Annotated in this window: 22 protein-coding genes and 1 pseudogene; 16 read left to right on the plus strand and 7 right to left on the minus strand. The window is 62.5% G+C overall.

The annotated features are described in order from the left end of the window. Nucleotides 1-122 precede the first annotated feature (122 nt). A complete protein-coding gene (locus QIW53_RS03145; protein WP_371048236.1) occupies nucleotides 123-1,325 on the minus strand; it encodes a GGDEF domain-containing protein in 1,203 nt (400 codons plus the stop codon). Nucleotides 1,326-1,462: 137 nt separating this feature from the next. Beyond that, nucleotides 1,463-2,833 carry an aminotransferase-like domain-containing protein gene (locus tag QIW53_RS03150; protein WP_371048237.1) on the minus strand — a complete coding sequence of 457 codons (1,371 nt, stop codon included), beginning with the start codon at nucleotides 2,831-2,833 and terminating at the stop codon, nucleotides 1,463-1,465. 133 nt (nucleotides 2,834-2,966) lie between these two features. On the opposite strand from QIW53_RS03150, the gene QIW53_RS03155 reads away from it, so the two are divergent. The 7 genes from QIW53_RS03155 (at nucleotide 2,967) to QIW53_RS03185 (ending at nucleotide 10,316) form a co-directional block, all read left to right on the plus strand. After that, nucleotides 2,967-4,253 (plus strand): hydroxymethylglutaryl-CoA reductase, degradative, encoded by a 1,287-nt coding sequence (locus tag QIW53_RS03155; RefSeq protein ID WP_371048238.1) that lies wholly within the window; start codon nucleotides 2,967-2,969, stop codon nucleotides 4,251-4,253. Next, nucleotides 4,253-5,170 carry a hydroxymethylglutaryl-CoA lyase gene (locus QIW53_RS03160; protein ID WP_371048239.1) on the plus strand — a complete coding sequence of 306 codons (918 nt, stop codon included), beginning with the start codon at nucleotides 4,253-4,255 and terminating at the stop codon, nucleotides 5,168-5,170. Before QIW53_RS03155 ends, QIW53_RS03160 begins: the two co-directional genes overlap by 1 nt. A 64-nt stretch (nucleotides 5,171-5,234) precedes the next feature. Beyond that, nucleotides 5,235-5,711, plus strand: coding sequence for a hypothetical protein (locus QIW53_RS03165; RefSeq protein ID WP_371048240.1), 477 nt, complete (start codon nucleotides 5,235-5,237; stop codon nucleotides 5,709-5,711). Beyond that, a complete protein-coding gene (locus QIW53_RS03170; RefSeq protein ID WP_371048241.1) occupies nucleotides 5,708-7,096 on the plus strand; it encodes a tripartite tricarboxylate transporter permease in 1,389 nt (462 codons plus the stop codon). The genes QIW53_RS03165 and QIW53_RS03170 overlap by 4 nt, the downstream gene beginning before the upstream one ends. Nucleotides 7,097-7,140: 44 nt before the next feature. Then, complete coding sequence (locus QIW53_RS03175) at nucleotides 7,141-8,163, plus strand: SMP-30/gluconolactonase/LRE family protein (protein ID WP_371048242.1); 1,023 nt, start codon at nucleotides 7,141-7,143, stop codon at nucleotides 8,161-8,163. A 372-nt stretch (nucleotides 8,164-8,535) separates the two neighbouring features. Beyond that, complete coding sequence (locus QIW53_RS03180) at nucleotides 8,536-9,369, plus strand: oxidoreductase (protein ID WP_371048243.1); 834 nt, start codon at nucleotides 8,536-8,538, stop codon at nucleotides 9,367-9,369. Between the two features lie 8 nt (nucleotides 9,370-9,377). Next, a complete protein-coding gene (locus tag QIW53_RS03185) occupies nucleotides 9,378-10,316 on the plus strand; it encodes an AraC family transcriptional regulator (RefSeq protein WP_371048244.1) in 939 nt (312 codons plus the stop codon). A 73-nt stretch (nucleotides 10,317-10,389) separates the two neighbouring features. Here the strand turns inward: QIW53_RS03185 and QIW53_RS03190 are convergent, their stop codons facing one another. Beyond that, the gene (locus tag QIW53_RS03190) at nucleotides 10,390-10,824 is read right to left on the minus strand and encodes a GFA family protein (protein ID WP_371048245.1); all 435 of its coding nucleotides are present in this window, start codon (nucleotides 10,822-10,824) and stop codon (nucleotides 10,390-10,392) included. A 105-nt stretch (nucleotides 10,825-10,929) separates the two neighbouring features. On the opposite strand from QIW53_RS03190, the gene QIW53_RS03195 reads away from it, so the two are divergent. From QIW53_RS03195 to QIW53_RS03210, 4 genes are all read left to right on the plus strand, one after another. Continuing rightward, on the plus strand, nucleotides 10,930-11,808 hold the full coding sequence (locus tag QIW53_RS03195; RefSeq protein WP_371048246.1) for a LysR family transcriptional regulator: 879 nt from the start codon (nucleotides 10,930-10,932) through the stop codon (nucleotides 11,806-11,808). Between the two features lie 232 nt (nucleotides 11,809-12,040). After that, nucleotides 12,041-12,517: a hemerythrin domain-containing protein gene (locus QIW53_RS03200; protein WP_371048247.1), complete on the plus strand. Its 477-nt coding sequence runs from the start codon at nucleotides 12,041-12,043 to the stop codon at nucleotides 12,515-12,517. Nucleotides 12,518-12,808: 291 nt separating this feature from the next. After that, on the plus strand, nucleotides 12,809-13,282 hold the full coding sequence (gene alaE / locus QIW53_RS03205; RefSeq protein WP_371048248.1) for an L-alanine exporter AlaE: 474 nt from the start codon (nucleotides 12,809-12,811) through the stop codon (nucleotides 13,280-13,282). A 117-nt stretch (nucleotides 13,283-13,399) separates the two neighbouring features. Continuing rightward, a complete protein-coding gene (locus tag QIW53_RS03210; protein WP_201190176.1) occupies nucleotides 13,400-13,735 on the plus strand; it encodes a hypothetical protein in 336 nt (111 codons plus the stop codon). Between the two features lie 199 nt (nucleotides 13,736-13,934). Here the strand turns inward: QIW53_RS03210 and QIW53_RS03215 are convergent, their stop codons facing one another. After that, a complete protein-coding gene (locus QIW53_RS03215) occupies nucleotides 13,935-15,935 on the minus strand; it encodes a peptidase U32 family protein (RefSeq protein ID WP_371048249.1) in 2,001 nt (666 codons plus the stop codon). A gap of 181 nt (nucleotides 15,936-16,116) precedes the next feature. Between QIW53_RS03215 and QIW53_RS03220 the strand changes: the two genes are divergently transcribed. The 3 genes from QIW53_RS03220 to QIW53_RS03230 are packed head-to-tail and all read left to right on the plus strand — an operon-like array spanning nucleotide 16,117 to nucleotide 17,380. Continuing rightward, nucleotides 16,117-16,857 (plus strand): AzlC family ABC transporter permease, encoded by a 741-nt coding sequence (locus QIW53_RS03220; protein WP_371048250.1) that lies wholly within the window; start codon nucleotides 16,117-16,119, stop codon nucleotides 16,855-16,857. Next, complete coding sequence (locus tag QIW53_RS03225) at nucleotides 16,854-17,180, plus strand: AzlD domain-containing protein (protein ID WP_201190182.1); 327 nt, start codon at nucleotides 16,854-16,856, stop codon at nucleotides 17,178-17,180. Before QIW53_RS03220 ends, QIW53_RS03225 begins: the two co-directional genes overlap by 4 nt. Beyond that, nucleotides 17,177-17,380 carry a hypothetical protein gene (locus tag QIW53_RS03230; protein ID WP_371048251.1) on the plus strand — a complete coding sequence of 68 codons (204 nt, stop codon included), beginning with the start codon at nucleotides 17,177-17,179 and terminating at the stop codon, nucleotides 17,378-17,380. The genes QIW53_RS03225 and QIW53_RS03230 overlap by 4 nt, the downstream gene beginning before the upstream one ends. Here QIW53_RS03230 and QIW53_RS03235 read toward each other — a convergent pair. Further along, nucleotides 17,377-18,150, minus strand: coding sequence for an SDR family oxidoreductase (locus QIW53_RS03235; RefSeq protein WP_371048252.1), 774 nt, complete (start codon nucleotides 18,148-18,150; stop codon nucleotides 17,377-17,379). The genes QIW53_RS03230 and QIW53_RS03235 overlap by 4 nt on opposite strands. 211 nt (nucleotides 18,151-18,361) lie before the next feature. On the opposite strand from QIW53_RS03235, the gene QIW53_RS03240 reads away from it, so the two are divergent. Both QIW53_RS03240 and QIW53_RS03245 read left to right on the plus strand, forming a co-directional pair. Beyond that, the gene (locus tag QIW53_RS03240; RefSeq protein WP_371048253.1) at nucleotides 18,362-19,288 is read left to right on the plus strand and encodes a LysR family transcriptional regulator; all 927 of its coding nucleotides are present in this window, start codon (nucleotides 18,362-18,364) and stop codon (nucleotides 19,286-19,288) included. A 113-nt stretch (nucleotides 19,289-19,401) separates the two neighbouring features. After that, on the plus strand, nucleotides 19,402-20,967 hold the full coding sequence (locus QIW53_RS03245; RefSeq protein WP_371048254.1) for a GMC family oxidoreductase: 1,566 nt from the start codon (nucleotides 19,402-19,404) through the stop codon (nucleotides 20,965-20,967). A 16-nt stretch (nucleotides 20,968-20,983) separates the two neighbouring features. On the opposite strand, the pseudogene QIW53_RS03250 reads toward QIW53_RS03245, so the two are convergent. Beyond that, nucleotides 20,984-21,283, minus strand: a pseudogene (locus QIW53_RS03250) (XdhC family protein); the annotation flags it as partial. 72 nt (nucleotides 21,284-21,355) lie between these two features. Beyond that, a complete protein-coding gene (locus QIW53_RS03255) occupies nucleotides 21,356-22,708 on the minus strand; it encodes a c-type cytochrome (RefSeq protein ID WP_371048255.1) in 1,353 nt (450 codons plus the stop codon). Nucleotides 22,709-22,714 lie beyond the last annotated feature (6 nt).

Genomic DNA, 22,714 nt, shown 5'->3' on the forward strand with positions numbered 1-22,714 from the left:
AGCGTTGGCGGTCGGGTCAGCAAGAAAACTCGATCCCCTCAGAGTCTATCCGGTGCTCGCCAGCTGTCCTGCGCTCATCCGTACCAACATGTATCCGATCAGGCTGGCCGCCATCGAACGGTTCAGCCACTCAGCGTCTCTGACACATCACGGGCATGCGCATCGATGCGTTCCGATGCCGCTGGGGCCACTCGCAACGTGTTGCGCCCCATGCCTTTGGCCTCGTACAGCGCAGCATCCGCCCTGGCCAGCAAGCTGGCAGTGGTGTCGCCTTCACCCGGCACGATGCAGCACACGCCGATGCTGATGCGCAACTCGATCAGCGACTCACCATACCGGGCCGGTGAGTCGGCCAGCGAAGCGCGCACGTCGTCGAGTACCGCGAAGGCGCCGTCCGGAGGAGTGCCAGGCAAGAGCAGCAAGAACTCCTCGCCACCATAACGCCCGATACTGTCCGACTGCCGCAGTCGCCGGGTCAGGTGGTTGACGCAATGGCAGATCACTTCATCGCCCGCCAGGTGGCCATGCACATCGTTGATCTGCTTGAAGTGGTCGATGTCCACCATCGCCACCGCCAGGAACGAACCGTCCCGGCGCGAGCGCTCCAGCTCCCTGGAGAACTGCTCGAGGATGGCTCGACGGTTGAGAATGCCGGTCAGCACGTCACGCAGAGCCAGGCGCTGGAGCAACGACTCGCTACGCTCCTTGGACAACAGCACCAGGCCGAGCGAGATCATCATTGCGGTGAACGTGCCGATGCTTACCGAAATGGTTTGCTTGAGGTTGCTGACGTCGTAGCGCATCTCGGCAGCGCCGCCACCGAGGATGGCGACCACGCGCATACCCAGGCCGATCAGGCTGATGCTCGAGCCGATGATCAACAACATGCGCGCACGGCCCTGGGCCGGGATGTGGCGGCACGTCCAATAGATGATCAAGGTGCATTGCACCATCAACACCAGGGTGGCCGCGAGCATGCGCGGCTCCAGGGTGTCGATCAGGCTGACCATCGACACGAGCATCAAGAGCGCCGGCACGAACACCCGCCACCACGGCACCGGCAAGTCGACAATCCGGAACAGGCTGGCCCCATAAAAAGCCAGAGCCACCGAGAGCAAGGTGTTGGCAGCGCCGTAGGTCAGCCATAACGGCGCATGTCCATAAAGGGTGTAACCGACATAGGCCAACGCATGCGCCAACAAACCCGAACCGATGGTGAGCAAACCGTCGCGCCGATTGAACTGGCCAACCAGGATCAGACAAAACGCCATGATCGTCGCCACCAGAGCGACACAGGCAAACAGCGTGGGGGTATGGGCAATCATGGCGTCTCACTGAGCGCGGTCGATGAACTCTGGCCGCAAGTCTAGTAGACGCAGGAAAACTTCGGGTAACTTGTCTCAGCCACTCCGGGGCCTTGCACAGGAACAATGAGCAAGCCCGGTCTGCGCAAAGCTGAAACTCAACGCTTCAACACCGCCTTCAACAAAGGGTCATTCAGATAAGCGACGTTCAGCCGCGTCCACGGACTGATGCGCGACTGCTCGGGAGAGAAGATGTGCCCTGGGGCAATCATGAATCCCTTGGGCAGCAACTGGCGGGTCAATTCCCTGGCATCATCGATGTGGGTGAACTTCGCCCACAGATAAAGGCTCTGCTCCGGTCGGAAAAACACCTCTGCGCCGAGGTCGTCGAGCATCTGCAAGCCTTCGGCGGTCGCCGTTCGCAGCCGCTCCTGCAAGCGCACCAGATGGCGCAGGAAATGCCCCTCGCCGAGTATCACATCGACCGTTCGCTCGCAGAACTCCGAGCTGCTGGTGTGCAGCAACATCTTCACATCGCCCAATTCGTCGATCACATCCTTGCTTCCGGCGATGAACCCCACCCTGAGCGCTGCCGAGACCGACTTGGAAAAACTGCCAACGTAGAGTGAGCGCTTCAACTGGTCCAGCGCGGACACCTTGATGGCCGATGCCGATTTGAAGTCGCCCAGTGCATCGTCATCCACCAGAATGAAGTGATGCTCCTCGGCCAACTGGACCAGGCGATGTGCCTTGGCCGGAGAAATGTCGGAACCTGTGGGGTTATGCCCTACCGACTGGATGAAGAACAGTTTGGGCTTGTGTTCGCGCAGCAAGCGCTCCAGCACCTCGATGTCGGGGCCGTCCGGCAATCTCGGGACGGCGAGCATCCGCGCACCCTGCAACTGCAACTTGCCGAAGAGCGGGTAATAGCCCGGGTCTTCCACCAGCACGCAATCACCGGAGCCGATGAAGCGGCGGATGATCAAGTCGAGCGCGTGATTGGCCCCGTGGGTGGTGACGATCTGGCGTGGACTGGCGGTGATCGAATAGCTCGCCAGTTTCTGTGCCAGGTGTTGGCGCAGGCCGGCATTGCCCAGGCGATTGCCGTAGCGAAACAGCGTTGTGACACCGGTACGCATGATCTGGCGGGTGAATTTGTCCAGGCGCATGTCCATCAGCCAGTCCACGGGGGGAAACCCTTCGCCCAGGGGCGAGTGCCCCGGCTCGCGAACGAACTGCTGACGCATCAACCAGATCGTGTCCATCGCCCGCGCATAGGGGGGTGGCTCTTCCGGCTCGGGCTGGCTGCAGGCTCCTCGCTTGACGAAGAAACCCTGGCCATGCCGCGCCTCGACCAGCCCCTGGGACGCCAGCGCTTCGTACGCATTGATCACGGTATTTTTCGAATGCCCCAGCAAGCGCATGCATTCGCGCAACGAAGGCAAGCGGTCGCCTTCGCGGTAGGTACCGTTATCGATCTGCTCGACCAGTGTGGCCGTCAGTTGCTGGGCCAGCGTCAGGCGCACCATGGCTCATCGTCCCGAGTGATTTGAAGACAAGGGTACAGCTTGGGTACTGTCTGTCCAAACTGTACCTTCTTTGCAGGCACAGAGCGCATTAGGGTGACGCTATTCGAAAACAATAAACGTCACAGGATCACCCATGAATATCGATTCGCGCCTCCCGAACTTCCGCAGCCTGTCCCCTGCCCAACGCCTTGAACACTTGCAGCAGTTGCTCCAGCTCCCCGGCGAGGACGTCAACCTGCTGAAAGATGCCGGCGCCCTGCCGCTGGACATTGCCGATGGCATGATCGAGAACGTCATCGGCACATTCGAACTGCCCTATGCCGTGGCGAGCAATTTCCAGATCAATGGCCGCGACGTGATCGTGCCGCTGGTGGTCGAGGAACCTTCAGTGGTCGCCGCCGCCTCCTTCATGGCAAAACTGGCCCGCGATGCCGGCGGTTTCATGACCTCCAGCAGCCTGCCACTGATGCGTGCCCAGGTGCAGATCGTCGACATTGCCGACCCCTACAACGCCCGCCTGAGCCTGATGCGCCGCAAGGAGGAAATCATCGAGCTGGCCAACCGCAAGGACCAGCTGCTCAACAAACTGGGAGGTGGCTGCCGGGACATCGAAGTCTACACCTTCGCCCAAAGCCCACGGGGACCGATGCTGGTCGCCCACCTGATTGTCGACGTCCGCGATGCCATGGGCGCCAACACGGTCAATACCATGGCCGAAGCCGTGGCGCCGCTGATGGAGGAAATCAGCGGTGGCAAGGTTCGCCTGCGAATCCTCTCAAACCTCGCGGACCTGCGCCTGGCGCGCGCCCAGGTGCGCATTGCACCGGAATTGTTGACCACCTCCGAGTACCAGGGCGAAGACGTGATCGAGGGCATCCTCGATGCCTACAATTTTGCCGTGGTCGACCCCTACCGCGCCGCGACCCACAACAAGGGCATCATGAACGGCATCGATCCGTTGATCGTCGCCACCGGCAACGACTGGCGCGCAGTGGAAGCCGGAGCGCATGCATACGCCTGTCGCAATGGGCATTACGGCTCCCTGACCACCTGGGAAAAGGACGCTCAAGGCCACCTGGTCGGCACCCTGGAAATGCCCATGCCGGTCGGCTTGGTAGGCGGTGCCACGAAAACCCACCCGCTTGCCCAATTGTCGTTGCGCATACTGGGGGTGAAGACCGCGCAGGAGCTCGCCGAAATCGCCGTGGCCGTCGGCCTGGCGCAGAACCTCGGTGCGTTGCGCGCCTTGTCCACTGAAGGCATCCAGCGCGGACACATGGCGCTGCACGCCCGCAACATCGCGCTGTCGGCGGGTGCGCGGGGCGACGAAGTGAACTGGCTGGTCAAGCGGATGGTTGAAGCCCGGGACGTGCGTTCCGATCATGCCGCTCAGCTGCTGAAGCAAAAGCGGGCGTTGTGATGACCCGGCCTGAGGACAGCGTCCGGCTGGTGGAGGTCGGCGCCCGGGATGGTTTGCAGAACGAACAACGCACCCTGCCGCCAGCGATCCGCGCACAACTACTGACCCGACTGGCAGACGCTGGCCTGCAGACGCTGGAGGCCGGTGCGTTTGTTTCACCTCGCTGGGTGCCGCAGATGGCTGGCACCGACGAGGTGTTCAAGGCTCTGCCTGCCCGCCCCGATGTCACCTGGACGGCGCTGGTGCCCAACGCTCAAGGCCTGCAGGCGGCCCTCGATGCCGGGTGCCGCGAAGTCGCGGTGTTCGCCGCCGCCTCCGAAGCCTTTTCGCAGAAGAACATCAACTGCTCGATCGCCCAGAGCCTCAGCCGTTTTCAGGAGGTCATGGTACGGGCCCGTGAGGCCGGCGTGAGGGTGCGCGGCTATGTGTCCTGTGTCCTGGGCTGCCCGTTCACCGGCCAGGTCAACGTCCGCGATGTGGCCGCCGTCAGTGCTGCACTGTATGGCATGGGTTGCTATGAAATCAGCCTCGGCGACACCCTTGGCACAGGCACGCCCTCGGCCACCCGGGCCTTGATCGAGGCCTGCGCCGAGGGAGTCCCGCTCAGCGCACTGGCGGGTCACTTCCACGACACCTACGGCATGGCCATCGCCAACATCTGTGCGGCGATGGACGCCGGGGTACGCGTGTTCGACAGCTCAGTGTCCGGATTGGGCGGATGCCCGTATTCTCCGGGCGCAACGGGCAACGTTGCCACCGAAGATGTGGTCTACCTGCTCGACGGCATGGGTGTCCGGCATGGGGTGAACCTTGATGCACTGATCGACATCGGCACCTGGATCGACGCGCAACTGGGCCGGGATACGGCGTCCAGCGTCGCCCGCGCAGTGCTCGCCAAACGTCGTTCGGGAGGCTGAACGAGCGTCTTGTCTCTTCACGTTCATAACAATAAAAGCCCGTAAGGGCGGTGGGAGAACTCTGTTGAAACCCGAACTGTACGAAGTCTGGGGTGACACCGTAGACGGTCGTCACCTGATCTGCTCCATCGCGATTGGCGCAACGGTCAGCCTGAGTGCCTTTTTCGCGGCCCAGGAACTGCTGTCCCATTGGGTTGCCTCGCCACAGATGGCCCGTGCCTACGCCATGCTGGTGGGCATCGTTGGCTGCCTGGCAGGCGGCGCCATCAGTGCTGCGTTGTTCAAACCCAAGCGCCATGTGGTCGAACAACAGGCCGATCCCGCCTGGCGTTCAGAAGTGCTGAAGGAACTGCAGAGCGAATTCGGTGATCTCGGTCGGCTGTCGGACCTGCCACCGGAAACACTGGCCGAACTGCGCGAAATGGACCTCTACGACCTGTTCGCAGAACACGAAAAAACCCTCGCGGCACCTGCCAGGGCCAGCGACATGGCAAGCGCAGCCGAGCGGCCCGCCGTGGCGATCAATGGGGGCAAGTCATGATGACCGTCCTGTTGGATCAAATCCTGATCGCCCTGGGCATGGGAATCCTGGGCGCCGTGATCTTCGCCGGGATCGGCCTGATCTCCGGCAGCGACGAAACCACCACCCTTGCCCCGCTGACGTTGTTGGTGGTGTTGCTGGGGGTGCCCGCGCCCGGTGTCCTGACGTTTTTCCTCGCCGGAGCCGTCGCCAAGCACATGACCCACGCGGTGCCGACCGCACTGCTGGGCATCCCCGGCGACACCATGGCAACGCCGTTGATGCGCGAGGCCAACTTCCTGCGCAACCTCGGTGTGCCGCACATTGCCCTGCGCAAGATGATTTCCGGTGCGGTGATCGCCGCGCTGATCGCGGTGCCCATGGCCGTCCTGTTTGCCGTGATGCTCGCGCCGTTTGGCGACATGATCAAACACGCGGCGCCCTGGGTGTTCCTCGCGGCCGCCATCGCCATCGCCTGGTTCTCCAAGGGGCGTCTGGCAGCCGTCTTGGCCCTGGTGCCGTTCGTGATGGTCATCGTCGGCCTGCAGAGCATCACCGGTCAGTACGGGGTCAAGCTCAGCGTCAGCTACTTCCTCGGCATTGCCATCGGCCCGTTGATCGCAGCGCTGTTTTCGATGCTGGCGCCGGCCGAGCGGGCAAAGATGCAACGCCAGGAGGTTCGCAGCTTTTCCCTGTCACCCGACATAAAGAGCTGGGGAGGCTTCTTTCCCAACCCGCTCAAGGTCCTGGATCGCAAGCAAAGCCTGTGGACGGCAGCCACCGCAGCTGTTTCCAGCGCCACCTTTGTCTTCAGCCCGGTCGCCATGACCGTGATCATGGGCGAAGTGGTCGGTGCTCGCGTCAAGCACGTCTACCATCGTTTGACGACGGTGATCACCGCCCGCAACGGTGTGACCGAATCGACCTACATCGCCGAAGCCCTGATCCCGCTGATTGCCTTCGGCCTGCCATTGAGCCCGGTGGCCGCGGGCCCGGCAGCGCCGCTGTTCAACGCGCCGCCGCGCTTCACCGTCGACTCCGCCACCGGGCAAGTCCACAACCTGCATTCGCTGCTCAGCACTTGGGAGTTTTTCGGCTACGGCATGCTGGCGGTGGTGGTCGCGATCCTGGTGGCCTACCCCTTCACCATGAACTACGCACACCGGGCGGCTTCGTACGTGACGCGCAAGATCAGCCATGAAGCCGTGATCGCCACGTTTGTCGGCTTGATCCTGGTGATCGGCATCTGGGAAGGCGGCATGTTGGGCCTGCTGGTGATCATCACCGTCGGCCTGTTGGGTGGTTTCCTGTCACGTTTTCTGGGCTTCAACATCGGTGTGCAGTTCATGGGGTATTACACCGCCGTACTCATGGTGCCGGCATTGATTGCGCTGATGGGCGCTTGATTCTCCGCAAACATAACAACAACAACAACAGGCAGGTGATCACTGTGCAGAACAACATCCTCGTTTCCATGCTCTTCGTGCTGAGTGCCGCAACCACCCTTGCCCAGGCACAAGCCCCCATTCCTACACTCGCCTACGCCCGGGAAGGCCGGCAGTTGCAAGCCATTCCCGGTCCGGAACAGAACCTGCCCACCATCACCGCGCAACAGTGGTTCAAGGTGTCGGACAAGGGACTGCAACTGGAGGGACCTTCGTTTGATCGCGACGGCAACCTGCTGTTCGTCGAGGTATTCGGTGGTCAGGTGCTGAAACTCGACACCCAGAAAAAGCTCAGCGTCGTCGTCGAAAAAAACCCGCTGGGCTCCGCTGGCCTGGCCATCCACAAGGACGGACGCCTGTTTGTCGCGGGCCTGGGTCATTTCAAGGACACGGGCAACCTGACGGCCTACAACGCCGACGGCTCAGACCCGCAGGCGATCATCGCCGGCGCCAGGAATTTCCTGGTGGATGATCTGGTTTTCGACAACGCGGGCGGTTTCTACTTCACCGATTTCAAAGGCACCTCAACCGAGCCCACTGGCGGTGTTTACTACGTGGCGCCCGGCAGCACGGCCATCGTCCCGATCCTGCCCAAGCTGGCCATCGCCAACGGCATTGCCCTTTCCCCCGACGGCAAGACCCTGTGGGTCACCGAGTTCGCAACGGGCCTGCTGCACCGCATCGAACTGAAGGATGCGCAGACGATCGCGCCGTTTGGCGAGGCCGTGGTCTATCGCTTCAATGGCCCCTCCCCCGACTCGATGCGCGTCGACGAAGACGGCAATCTCTATGTGGCCATGTACAGCCAGGGACGGGTGCTGGTGCTCAATCCCAACGGCCAGCCGATCGGACAGATCCTGATTCCCGGACGGGAGAACGGCCATTTCCTGCGGTCGACCAGCATGGCGCTCAAGCCGGGAACCAACGAGGTGTATCTGGTGGCCAGCGACGGGGATCTGGGCGAAGGCAGCGCGATCTTCCGCGCACAGGGCTTTGCCAAGGCGCTGAAGCTTTACTCACACCAATAGTGCGGCGCCTGCGCACGCCCAAATCCCGCCCTGCAGAGCTGAGAAGGAGCGGATCGCGTCGACCTTGCCGACTCGATCCGTGCGTCTTATGCCAGCCCCAGGAAGGACAGGACCACCGCGATGACTACGACCAGACCGACGATGTAGATAATGCTGTTCATGTTCTTGCCTCTCTGTGTGAAGGGAATTGCACTGCGAAGGTGTGCGTTGGGGGCACTGGACCTTGGCTCGTATTGCAAGTGACAACAGCCGGGCGAAATAACTCCTTCGAATTCACCTGATAGGAATAGGCAAGGCTCAAAGACGAACCGGCATGGGGCAGCGGTTGGCCGATCACTACCATGGCCTCACACCTACCGACAGGAACTCGCCATGCCCCGTATCCAGACCCTTTTCATTACCGGCGTCAGCAGCGGCTTCGGCAACGCGCTGGCCCGTGAAGCGCTTGCGGCCGGTCACCGCGTCATCGGCACCGTACGCCGTGAAGCCGACTTGCAGGCCTTCCAGGCGCTGTCCCCGGATCACGCCCACGGCGTGATCCTGGATGTCACCGACTTCGAACGGATCGACAGCGTTATCGCCGATGTCGAAGCGACCCACGGCCCGGTCGACGTGCTGATCAACAATGCCGGCTACGGCCACGAAGGCATTCTCGAGGAGTCGCCACTGCAAGACATGCGTCGCCAGTTCGACGTCAACGTGTTCGGCGCGGTCGCGGTGATCAAGGCGTTCCTGCCCTTCTTCCGCAAGCGTCGCCAGGGCCGTATCCTCAATATCACGTCCATGGGTGGCACCATCACGATGCCGGGAATCGCCTACTACTGCGGCAGCAAGTTTGCGCTAGAGGGCATCTCCGATACGCTGAGCAAGGAACTGCAACCCTTCAACATCTTTGTCACTGCCGTGGCACCGGGTTCGTTTCGCACCGACTGGGCCGGTCGTTCGATGCAGCGCACGCCGAGAAGCCTTGCGGACTACGACGCCAGTTTCGATCCGGTGCGCAAGGCGCGCGAGGAGAAAAGCGGCAAGCAACCCGGCAATCCACACAAGGCGGCGCAAGCGATGCTGCGGATCATCGCCAGCCCCAACCCACCGGCGCACTTGCTGCTGGGCAGTGACGCACTGGGCTTGGTGCGTGACAAACTGCAACGCGCCGCCATCGAGATCGATCAATGGGAAGCACTGACTCGCTCCACCGACAATTGAGCGCCCACATGGACCCGGCCGACGCGAACAGCACACGCATGGTGCACCTGCTGGAAAGACTCGCGCCGGTCGAGGGCTACAACCTCAGTGCCCTGGAAGACGTGCGCTTTCTGCGCTCCAACCAGCCACTGACCCGAACGCCGGTGCTGTATGACCCCGGGATCGTCATCCTCTGCCAAGGGCGCAAGCGCGGTTACCTGGGCGACGACGTCTACGTGTACGACGCGCAGCACTATCTGGTGGTGTCCGTCCCCCTGCCCTTCACCATGGAAACCGACGCCAGCGAGGACGAGCCGATGCTCGCGATCTACATGCGCCTGGATTTCCAGATGGCCAGCGAGTTGATGCTGCAAGTGGATGAGGTGCATGGCCCCAGCGATGCCCCGCCCAAAGGCATGTTCGCCTCGCCCATGGACCACTCGCTGCGCACTTCGACGCTGCGCTTTCTCGAGGCCATGAGCGTACCGGGCGAAGCGCAGATCCTGGGGCCGGCGCTGGTGCGGGAAATCTATTACCGCATCCTCATCGGTGAGCAAGGCGGCTCCATGCGCGCCGCGCTCAATCGCCAGGGGCACTTCGGCAAGGTGACGCGGGCGATCCGCAAGATCCACAGCGGCTACCAGCAGCACCTGGATGTCGAGCAACTGGCCCGGGAAGCGAGCATGAGCGTGCCCAACTTCCATCTGCACTTTCGCAGCGTGACGGACACTTCACCCATGCAATACCTGAAATCGACACGCTTGCATCAGGCGCGCTTGTTGATGCTGCGTCAGTCCATGACCGCCTCTGCCGCCGCCTTCAACGTCGGCTACGAAAGTGCCTCGCAATTCAGTCGCGAGTTCAAGCGCTTCTTTGGCCGAACACCACAGGCCGAGATTGAATGGATGAGAGCCACCTATGCGCTGCCCGCACCGGCAACGCCTTCGATGTATGTGTCTTCGCACTAGTGGCGTGCGTGGCAGGTGGGTCGGATCTGCCGTGAGTCACCGACGGTGCCCCCGAGCTTCAACGACTCTTTGCTCACCCCAACAGCGCCCTGCCGAAATCTTCCGGCGTGGGGCTTTCCTGCCATTGGGGAACGTCCTCCGGCAACACCAGCCAGGCCTGCTTGCGCCGGACCCAGATATGCGCCCGGGGTGTCCACTGATCGGCCCCGTCCAGTACGCCTGCGCGCACCACCCGCATGCCCGGTGCCGCTGTGGTTTCATTGAACAGCCGGGTAAAACACGTGCCGCAGGCGTACTGGGTGGAGGCCTGCCCGGCGTGTTCATGCACGTGGGTGCTGGCTGTGCCCGTTATCTGCACGGCCGATGCCGCGCACAGCATGTGCAGGCCGAACGCACTGCCGCTCCAGCGTTGGCAGTTCAGGCAGTGACAGGCATATAACGGCGGAAGGCTTTGAGCGATGATCTCAAGCTTGAGTTGCCCGCATCGACACTGACCGGTGAAGCGCATGGTGTGACTCCTTATAATGACGTCCCAGGAAAACAGGGGCGCATGATCCCCGTTCAATCGCCCAGGTAAAAGCGTAAAAATGGAGCAACTGTTGGTCACAAATGTATGAGCGGTCTCGAATGGGAAAACCAGCGGGTGTTTCTCGCCGTGCTGCGTTCAGGCAGCCTGAGCGGGGCCGCGAAGCTGCTTGGCATCGCACAGGCCACGGCCCGACGACGACTGGAGGCGCTGGAGCGCTCGCTGGACGTGAGTCTTTTCACAAGGACCCCGGCCGGCCTGACACCCACCGATCCGGCACGTCGACTGATCCAGCATGTCGAGGCGATGGCCATCGCCGCGCAAGCGTTCAACCGCATGGCCAGCGCCGAAACGGATGAGGAACACGGAACCGTCAGGATCACCTGCGGCGACTTGCTGGGCGTCGAGGTATTGCCCGGCCTGCTGCGCGACTTCCACCATCGCCATCCGGGGTTGAAGCTCGAACTGAGCATCAACGACCCGCTGGAAGACATCGCCCGGCAACAGTCGGACATCGCCGTGCGTTTGGTCCGCCCCACCGAAGCCGATATCGTCACCAGGCGCGTCGGCGCCCTGCGTGTCGGTCTTTACGCCAGCGCCGAGTGCCTGGCGCGGCATGGCCGGCCGGACAGCCTGGAAGCCGTGCGCCGTGGCCCGCTGATCGGCCCCGACCGGCGCTCGGCGGACTTGCGCCGACTCGTGGAGGCAGGTTTGTGCGAAGCCCACCAGCCTTTTGCGATTGCCACCGACAACCACCTCGCTCAACTCGCCGCACTCAAGGCCGGGCTGGGATTTGGTCTGTGTCCATCGAGCATTGCACGTGCCCATGGCCTGATCGGGATCCTGCCGGACAGCTTTGGCTTCGAGATTGATGTCTGGCTGGCGATGCATAACGACCTGCGCAGGATCAGGCGTATCGCCAAGACCTTCGAAGTACTGAGCCAGGCGCTGCACGAATACCTGTAATGGCTCGACCGACGCAGGTCGAAGACCTCACAGGCCGTGAACTGCACTACTCACCGTGCCCTTTTCAGGCAGGCTGCACGAAGGCGATATGCCTTCAATCACGTAACCTTTTGATCCGGCAAGATAATTTTTCTGCCCCTGGTTGGCACGAGCTATGCGGAGGCTTAAGGGATAGCACAGAGCCGTGAGACAACGGCCTGTATTCACCCCCGTGACAGCAGAGGCCACACCCATGAACGCCATCGACCTACTGAAAGCCGACCACGAAAAAGTAAAAGGGATTCTGACCCAACTGAGCGAATCGACGGATCGGGCGCTGAAAAAACGTTCCGACCTGTTGGGCAAGCTGGAAATGGAAATCTCGATCCACACCCGCCTGGAAGAAGAGATTCTCTACCCGGCCTTCAAGGAAGCCGGTGGTAAAGAACAGGACGTCATGTACTTCGAAGCCAAGGAGGAACACCGTACCGTGGACTCCCTGGTGTTGCCTGACCTGAAGCTGACCGACCCCGGAACGCCGGAGTTTGCCGGTCGCGTGAAGGTGGTCAAGGAACTGCTGGAACACCACATCGAAGAGGAGGAAACGGAGATGTTTCCTCAAGCGAAGAAGCTGCTGGGCAAGGCCAAGCTCGACGAACTGGGGCAGCAGATGGAAAAGATGAAAGCGGATCACATGAAAAAGATCGCAGCCGGCAAACTGGCGGCGTGATGTTTTGATGTATCGGGCCCGGCAAATGCCGGGCTTTTTTTTGACCGCCAACCTGGGCAGGTCAGTTACAACGGTGGGAGCTTTGTCGAGTCTGCGTTCAACCAGTCACAGCTCCTGCAAAGTGCGGGGTCTCGCTTAACACTCAATCGGCCGCTCGATGAGGCATTTGAGCAAACCGTTTGGACAAAAGGACACCGGGCGTGGTCAGAGCCATTGATCGTCCCGCTGAATCGTTGGGTCCTGCCGATCGATGCCACCCTGTCGGGATGAAACAGACTGGAGGCCCGCGTTTTGTCGAGTTCAACTCGAGCATCAAGTGACCGGTGGCGATCATTCGCGGCCGATACGCTGGCATTGATTGTGTTCTTTACCGCCACAGGCATTCTCAACGAACGGTTCATTGCGGGGATGACCTGGGAACAGGTACTGGATGCACGGCTTCTGGGCGCCGGACTGATGGTTGTGTCGGGTCGCCCCTATGGTCTTTGGCGAGACTGGATCATGCGCTTCTCCAAGCCCCGTCGAGGCTCGCGGATCGCCTGGGACGCTTTGGCGCTGGTGAGCTTCCAGGTGCCCATCTATGCCGCCATCCTGGCGATATCCGGTGCTGATAGCGAAGCATTGCTGCGCGGATCGTTGGGCGTGACTGTCATCATGCTGGCGCTGGGACGGCCCTACGGGGCGTTCCTGAACCTCGTCAGGCGTCGCTTCGGTCTGCCGGACGGCGGAGACAAGCCCATGTCGCTGAACGTGCAGAACCACTGATACGAGTTCATCATTGACTGCGTCAATAACAACCATTAATTCAATGAAGTTTTCATATTTCTAGAGCGGCGTAACATCAGCTCCATACCCACTCAGCACAACACGGAGCACACCACCATGAAACGCCAAACCATCCTCGGCATCGCCTTCTCGATCTTCGCACTGAACGCTTTTGCCGCGACCGAAACCGACCCGCTGTTCAGTGATGCAGTAGCCGCAACTGAGACCGACCGTCTGTTCAGCGACGCCGTTGCAGCGACCGAAACCGACCGTCTGTTCAGCGATGCCGTTGCCGCCACTGAAACTGACCGCCTTTTCAGCGATGCCGTAGCTGCCACTGAAACCGACCCTCTGTTCAGCGACGCCGTCGCTGCCACTGAGACCGACTCGCTGTTCAGTGATGCCGTTGCCGAAGGTGGTTCAGACCGTCTGATCGAACGCCGTGTTGCCTGAATGCAGGGTTTCACCGCAGGACTCGACAAGAAGCCCGGCCTGACCCGCCGGGCTTTTTTACGTCTGCACCCGGTGCAGGAGCGGGCTTGCTCGCGAAAAATCTCCGGACAGCTCTCGCGAGCAAGCTCGCGCCCAGACAAAAATGCCCGGCTGATCGACCGGGCATTTTCGTGTTTGCTGCAGGCGTTATCCGCCGACGTCAGTGCGGCGCGCGAGGGATGGTTTTCAGCAGGTCTTCCGGGCTGATGTGACCGACGATGGGCTCCGCCACGCTGCCTGGCAATGGCAGGCCAAGGATGTGCCCCTTCATCTTGCCGATGACGTGCATTTCGCAAGGCTTGCAGTCGAACTTCAGGGTCAACACCTCGTTGCCATGTACCAGCTGCATCGGCGCGACCTTGGTGCGAACCCCGGTGACGCCCTTGGCTTGCTTGGGACAAAGGTTGAAGGAGAAGCGCAGGCAGTGCTTGGTGATCATCACCGGCACTTCCCCGGTTTCCTCGTGGGCCTCGAATGCGGCGTCGATCAGCTTGACCCCATGACGATGGTAGAAATCCCGGGCCTTCTGGTTGTAGACGTTGGCCAGGAACGACAGGTGCGATTCCGGATACACCGGCGGCGGACTGGTCTCGGCCTTGCGACTGCCGCGCGGGTGGGCGGCCACACGCGCCGCAGTCAAGGCTTCGATCACTTCTCGGCGCAGGGCCTTGAGTTGCGAGTTGGGGATGAAGAACGCCTGCGGCGCATCGAGCCTGATGTCCGTGGCGTGATACTCGGTGGTGCCGAGCTGACCGAGCAGGTCACGCAGTTGCTCCAGCGCCTGCTCCGGCTTGTTGGCCAGGCCGAACGGGCCGTCCAGCGTCACACTGGCGCTGATGCCCTCCTCGCTCGTGGCGGTCAGTTGCAGGCGTCGTTCATCCAGTTGCGCCAGCCAGCTCACGCCGATGCGCCGCTCGGCGGAGGTCTTGAGCAAGGCCTGCTGCCAGTTGTGGTCGAGGTTGCGACTCAGTGGATGGTTGGGCCGCAGCTTGTGCATCCCGTCCGGCATCTCGTTGGGTTCGACGCGATAGCGATAGCGCTTCTCGCCCTCCTCCTCGAACTCGCCCCTGGGCTCGGCGATGTTGGCGCGGAAACCCACCACCTCGCGCTTGACCAGCACATTGAGGCCGTCGCCGTTGGACAGAGGCTCAGTGGTCACCACCTGCATGTCGCGCTTGCCGACCTTCTCCACCATGCCCACCGGCAAACCGGTGAAGGTCGGTGAGTCGAAGGCGCCGATGTCGATCTTGCGCTCGCTGACGAAGTAATCGGTGCTGCCACGGTGGAAGGTCTTTTCCGGGTCGGGCACGAAGAAGTGCGCGGTCCGGCCGCTGGAGGCACGGGCCAGGTCCGGGCGATCTTCGAGCACGGCGTCCAGGCGCTGACGGTAATAGGCGGTGATGTTTTTCACATAGCCCATGTCCTTGTAGCGCCCCTCGATCTTGAACGAGCGCACGCCGGCTTCGACCAGGGCGCGGATGTTGGCGCTCTGGTTATTGTCTTTCATCGACAGCAGGTGTTTTTCGTAGGCGATCACACCACCCTTTTCGTCTTTAAGGGTGTACGGCAGACGACAGGCCTGGGAACAGTCGCCACGGTTGGCACTGCGGCCCGTCTGCGCGTGGGAGATGTTGCACTGGCCGGAGAACGCCACACACAACGCGCCGTGGATGAAAAACTCGATGGCGGCATCGGTTTCATCGGCAATCGCGCGGATCTCTTTGAGGTTCAGTTCACGGGCCAGCACCAGCTGCGAGAAACCGGCCTGATCGAGGAACTTCGCCCGCTCCAGGGTGCGGATGTCCGTCTGGGTGCTGGCGTGCAGCTCGATGGGCGGAATATCCAGCTCCATCACCCCCAGGTCCTGGACGATCAGCGCATCCACCCCGGCATCGTACAGTTGATGAATCAACTGGCGCGCCGGCTCCAGCTCGTTGTCGTGCAGGATCGTGTTGATGGTGGTGAACACCCGGGCATGGTAGCGACGGGCGAATTCCACCAACCCGGCGATTTCACTCACCTCGTTGCAGGCGTTGTGGCGGGCGCCGAAGCTCGGGCCGCCGATATAGATCGCGTCAGCGCCATGCAGAATGGCTTCGCGGGCGATGCTCACGTCACGGGCGGGGCTGAGCAGTTCCAAGTGGTGCTTGGGCAAGGACATATGTTTTTATCTGGTTTGGCACGGTTGAGCTGCGCATTGTACCGGCCAAATGCCTGATCGGCACCGGGGTGCGACCGAATGCAGTCAAACGGGCACTTGCTTCGGTGAGATCCCGTGCCGGCGGGAACCTGATAACGCAGCCGGATTGACGTCACCAGCACAGGAACGACAAGGAAACGACATGCAGTATCGAACGGGTACGGACGCTTTTCTGCACGGCATTCGAACGCTCATGCCATTGACCCCCGGGGTGATTCCTTTCGGGCTGGTGACCGGCGTGATGGCCATCGAAATGGGCATGTCGCCCGGTACGGCGATGGGCATGACGATGCTGTTTTACTCGGGGTCTGCGCAGATGGTTGCACTGCAGCTGCTGCACAACGGTGTCTTGCCGGTGGCCATCGTGGTCACTGCCTTGATCATCAACTTGCGCTTCATCATGTACAGCGCGTCACTGGCCCCTCACCTGCATCACTTGCCTCGTCGCTGGACATGGCCCCTGTCCTACCTGCTCTCCGATCAGTCGTTCGCGCTTTACAGCCTGAGGTTTTCAGCGGGGCAACCCGATCGCTTCGGGCATTACTTCTATGCCGGCACCGCCATTGGCATGTGGCTGGCCTGGCAGCTCTCGGTTCTGGCCGGGGTCTTTCTGGGCGCCAGCATCCCGGAGTCGTGGTCCCTGAGCTTTGCCATCCCCCTGTCTTTCCTGGCGCTTCTCGTCCCCAACCTGCGCAGTGCCGCGAGCCTGGGAGCCGCAGCGGCTGGCGGGTTGATCGCGGTGTTGGCAATCGATATGCCCTACAACCTCGGGTTGGTCATGGCTTCGACAGGTGGCGTTCTTGCCGGACTATTGATCGAGAAGTTTCGTCGAAGCACTGTGAACACGATGGACGCTGACAATGCCGAACGGGAGACACCATGAGCGACCTGGCGTTGTGGGGACTGTTTGTGGCAGTCGGCGTGGGTACATTCGTGATGCGCCTTTCGTTCGTCGAACTCTATGGTCGATGGCGAATTCCCGAAGTGCTCGATCGAGCCCTGCGCTACGTACCGGCAAGTGTGCTGGCGGCGTTGGTGCTTCCAGCGGTGGTGTACCCCAACGGGCACAGTGAATTGGTGCTCGGCAACCCGCAGATCCCCGCCGCTGTGGTCGCTGCCTGGGTCGCCTGGAAGACCCGGAATACAATCCTGACACTGGCGGTGGGGATGGGCGCGCTTTGGGCGTTCAAGTTCATGGGATCATGAAGCGCTGGCCTTCAGCCGGCGACATTTCGCTGCGTTGCACGCTCAAGGGCGTTTTGCTCGGCTGGTACAAGCAAGAGAAAGAGGTGATTGCCGGCCGCGCGCAAGCACTGATCGACTTGATCGACGAGTTGCTGGACCTTCTGCACACGGAACGTCAGCGAACGGCAACCACCGCTTCCCTGCAAATACCCCCCAACTAAGTCGTCGGAATCGTCCCGCCATCGATGACAAACTCGCTCCCGGTGATGGACGCCGCCCGAGGCGAAGCCAGGAACGCGATGAGGTCAGCCACCTCCGATGGTTTTGCAGGTCGCCCGAGCGGGATGCCGCCCAGTGAATTCATGATGATTCGCTTGCCGCCCTCGTAATCGGTACCGGCCTCCTGTGCCAGCCTTTCGGCCAATGCAACCGAGGCTTCGGTTTCGATCCATCCCGGAGACACGCGAACCACACGCACGCCCTGGGGCGAGACTTCCTTCGACAGACTTTTGCTGTACGTCGAGAGCGCCGCCTTGGCCGCGGCATAGGCCGTGGTGGCTTCGGGCAACGGTAACCGGCCCTGAATCGACGTCACATGGACGATCACACCCGCCCCACGTTCCAACATGTCCGGGAGCAACGCACGGTCCAGGCGCACCGCCGGCAACAGGTTCAGGTCGAGCTCGCGCTGCCAGTGCTCGTCGCCCAGTGCAGCGAATCCGCCACCGGGCGACGAGGAGCCACCCAGCACATGGATGATGATGTCCACGCTGCCCAGGCTGTGCCTGATCGCGCTCACCAGCGCATCGCAACCTTCGCCGGTCGAGAGATCGGCCGGGATGAACAGGGCATCCGACAGGTCGCTGCCCGGGTTTCGGGCCGAGGTCAGCACCCTCGCCCCTTCGGCGAGGAGCTGTTTGACCACAGCCTGTCCGACGCCTTGGGTGCCGCCGGTCACCAGGACCCGTTTGCCGCTCAACTCAAGGTTCATGGCGCAATCTCCAGGGAGCGGGCACGGGCATTCTCAAACACCAACGCGTAGTCGAACTGAATGGGGTTGCCGGGTATATGGCCGGTAAAACTCATGACGGGGTCTCCTGTCTCGCGTCCGGTAGTTGGACACAAGGATCTTGCCGCCACCCTGATAGTTTGCTCAACTGGGACAAACATTAATGCCCCATCCCGCAAACCAGGACAATCCAATGCCCGAGCCTCGCGTTAGCCTCAATGAGCTGGATGCCGTCATGGCCGTGGCGCGCAGGGCTTCGTTTCGTCAGGCGTCAATCGACCTCGGCATGTCCACCACCGCGTTGAGCAACACCATTGCCCGACTGGAGGCGAACCTCGCCACGCGGTTGTTCAATCGCACCACGCGCAGCGTGTCCCTGACCGAAGCCGGCAAGATGTTCCTGGAACAGGTCGGCCCGGCCCTGCAGGATGTCCGCGCGGCACTCGACGCCGTGCAATCCCACAGCGCCGGGCCGTCGGGGGTGTTGCGCATCAACGCGTTCGCCAGTGCCGCCCGCTCGGCGCTGTTACCGCTGGTGCTGCAATACCTGCGGCGCTATCCGCAGGTGCACATTGATCTGGTGACCGAAGGCCGTCTGGTCGACATCGTCGCTGACGGTTTCGATCTTGGCGTACGCTCCGCGAACCTCGTGCCCAGTGACATGATCGTGATCCCCCTGGGGCAGCCGCAACGCTACGCGGTGGTCGGCACGCCGGGGTATTTCGCCAGGTATGGCCGGCCCGGCACGCCGGCGGATCTGCTCCATCATCCGTGCATTCGTATTCGTCTGCCCAACGGCGCGATTTACCCCTGGCAGTTCGAGCGGGAGGGACAAGTGCTGCGCCTCGATGTGCAGGGCCCGCTCACCCTCGACGAGTCCGGTGTGGCCAAGGCTGCCGTCAAGGCCGGCGTGGGCCTTGGTTTTTTCATGGAGCAGGACGTGCTCGGTGAAGTCGCCGCCGGCGAGTTCGAGCGGGTGCTTGAAGACTGGACGCCGCCCCGGGACACCCTGTGCCTGTATTACCCCAACCGCCGCAATCCCAGCGCTGCGCTCAAGGCGTTCACCGCGCTGGCTCGCGCCAACCTGAAGGGCCTGGAGGACCCCGGGTCGGACAATTGACCGATACCTGGCGCACAGGGCCACCCGCAGAATCGGGCTTCCATCCAGGGAGCTGATCCAATGAAAACAATTACATCAAACACCATCACCCGCGCCTTCGCCGGGTGCGACGCATGAATCGCCCCACCCCTGACAGCCATTACGATTTTATCGTGTGCGGCGCCGGCACGGCCGGCTGCGTGGTCGCGGCACGCCTGGCCGAGCACAAAGACGTTCGGGTGCTGCTGCTCGAAGCCGGTCATGGCAGCACCGGCCCCGCGATCACAGAGCCTTCGCAATGGCCGCTGAACCTGGGCTCGGAGCGCGACTGGGCATTCGAAGGGCAGCCCAATCCCCATCTGAACGGTCGTCGCCTGTCCTTGAGCATGGGCAAGGGGCTTGGAGGTGGATCGAGCATCAACGTGATGGTGTGGGCACGCGGGCACCGATCGGACTGGGATTACTTTGCCGCCGAATCCGGCGATTCGGCATGGGGCTACGACTCCGCATTGCGCTACTACGCGCGGATCGAGAACTGGCAAGGCCTGCCGGACGCCCAGCGCCGGGGTGTCGGCGGCCCTGTGCATGTCGCGCAGCCAACCGCGCCGCAACCGCTCGCCTGGGCCACCCTGGAAGCCGCCAGCCGCCTGGGCATTCCCCGGTTCGACAGCCCCAATGGCGAAATGATGGAAGGTCCCGGCGGCGTCGCCATCACCGACCTGCGCATCAACCGCGGACAGCGAGAATCGATGTACGACTCCTACATCAAGCCCCACTTGCACGCTCCCAACCTGACCGTCCTCACCGGGGCATGGGTGTCCCGCCTCCTGCTGCAGGGAACACGGGCAACGGGTGTCGAAGTGCTGATCGACCATCGGCGCCGCTGTTTCTACGCGGAAAATGAAGTGGTGCTGTCGATGGGCGCGGTGAACACGCCAAAGGTCCTCATGCAATCGGGAATCGGACCGGAAGAGGAGCTTCGCCCCCACGGGATCGACCTGATCAATCCCCTGCCCGGCGTCGGCCAGAACTACCAGGACCACGTGGCTTTCGGCTGTACCTGGGAGTATCGGCAGCCCCAGGCCGTCGGCGGCGGTGGTTGCGAAGCCACCCTCTACTGGAAAAGCGATGCTCGCCTGGACGCCCCCGACCTGCTGCAGTGCCAGCTCGAATTTCCGGTCCCTTCCCCGCCCGAGGTCGGCGTTCAGCCGCCGCAACACGGCTGGACGATGTTCGCCGGTCTCGCCCGACCCGGCAGTCGGGGCCGATTGCGCCTGTCGGGCCCCGGCCCGCTGGACAACCCGCTCATCGAGCCGAATTCGCTGAGCACTTCGCAGGACATGGCTGCCGCGTTCGCGTCCATCGAATTGTGCCGGGAACTGGGCAACAGCGACGCCTTCGAAGCACTGATCAAACGGGAGGTCGTTCCCGGCCAGCGTGACCGTCGGGCCATGGAACGATTCATCCGTGATTCGGCGGTGACCTACTGGCACCAGTGCTGCACGGCGAAAATGGGCCGGGATGCGCTGTCGGTGGTTGACCACCAGCTCAAGGTGTATGGCATCGAGAAGCTGCGGATCGCCGATGCTTCGATCATGCCGCGAATCACCGTCGGCAACACCATGGCGCCGTGCGTGGTGATCGGCGAGCGCGCGGCCGATCTGATCCTCGCGGCCCATGGACTGGCACCGGCTGGCTGACTGTCGCTGTGTGCACTCAGGTCGCCGCCAGACACTCGCGGGTCTTGGCGGCCGCCACGCTCAGTCCCCCCGACAGACCCACGCCATTCTTGGCCGCCAGAATCTGCGCCATCACACTCACGGCGATTTCCGCCGGGGTCTTGCTGCCGATGTAGAGGCCGATGGGACCTTGCAGGCGTTCGAGCGAGGCCTCGGTCTCGCCGAAATGCTCGATCAAGCGTTCGCGACGCAGTTGGCTGTTGCGTCGCGAGCCGATGGCGCCGATATAGAACGCCGGCCCGTGCAAGGCTTCGAGCAAGGCCAGTTCGTCGACACGCGATCCCCGGCGGCGAGCCAATCGCGCGCCGTACGCAGGACCAGCACGTCGATGCTTTCCATCAACCCCTCCTCAACGCATTTGCAGAATGATCGGGCTGCTGCTGGCCGGATCGGTGTGTTCGCGCAGCTTGCCGACAGCCTGGGCAGTCACTGCCTCAGCCCGGTTGCCCCAGCTGTTGCGCATGAACGTCAGGACTTCGGCAATCTGCTGATCCGACAGCTGCTCACGGAAGGCAGGCATGCGGTAGGCATCCGGCACACCGGCAGCGACGACGCGTTGCGAGCCGTTGAGGGTGATGTTGATCGCCGAAGCGTTCTCCCTGGCCAATGCCGAGGTGGCGCCGGCCAGCGGCGGCATCCACTCGGGCTGCCCCTTGCCATCCAGGCCATGGCAGGACGCGCAGCGGGTCACATAGGTATGCGCACCCGGGCCTTCCTGCAGGGCGGCGGCGGCCACCGGCTGATACTGCCAGGGAGCGCCGTCACGCTGGAGGTCGCCGGGCAATGACTTGAGATAGCGCGCAATCGCGGCCAGATCGTCATCGCTCATGAACTGCGTGGAGTTGTTGAACGCCTCGGTCATCGAGCCGAAGACCACGGCATGCCGGTTGCGGCCGGTCTTGAGGAACCGGACGATGTCCGGCTCGCTCCAGCGCCCCAGGCCGGTGTTGTGATCGTTGCGCAAACTCGGTGCGTACCAGCCATCGAGCAAGGCGCCGGCGAGGAACGGCGTGGCGGACTCGTCCAGCCCTTTCTCGTTGAACGCCAACCCCCTCGGGGTGTGACAACTGCCGCAGTGGCCCGCGCCCTGGACGATGTAGGCACCACGGTTCCACAACGCATCCTGCGCCTGTTTTTCCACGTAGGGCCCGGTGTCGGTGAACACCCCGTTCCACAACGCGATCGGCCAGCGCAGGTTCAGCGGCCAGGGGATATCGCTGGGGATATTGACCTGTTTGACCGGAGCCACGCCTTTCATGAAAAAGGCATACAAGCCCCGGACATCGTCGTCGCTGAGTTTGGCGTAAGACGGATACGGCATGGCCGGGTATAGCCGCCGCCCACCTGGCGCCACCCCGTGGCGCACCGCGCGGTCGAAGTCCGCCAGGCTGTAACGGCCTATGCCGGTCTCGGGGTCCGGGGTGACGTTGGTGGCGTGGATCGCTCCCAAGGGCGTGGCCATTTCCAGACCGCCGGCGAAGGGCGCACCGTCGGGCACACTGTGGCAGGCCACGCAGTCGCTGAGCCGGGCGACGTACTCGCCGCGGCTGACCAGTGCCGCGTCGATCTCGGCCGCGGCCAGCGGCTGGCTGTCCAGGCGCGAGGCGGGTTCAGAGGTGACATACCAGGCCAGCAGGCCGGCCGCGACCAGACACGGCACGGCCAGCCAGCCAGCGGTTCTTGCGAATCGGCGGTTACTCATGGACGC

This window comes from Pseudomonas fluorescens (assembly GCF_041354075.1).
Taxonomy (GTDB): Bacteria; Pseudomonadota; Gammaproteobacteria; order Pseudomonadales; family Pseudomonadaceae; genus Aquipseudomonas; species Aquipseudomonas fluorescens_CE.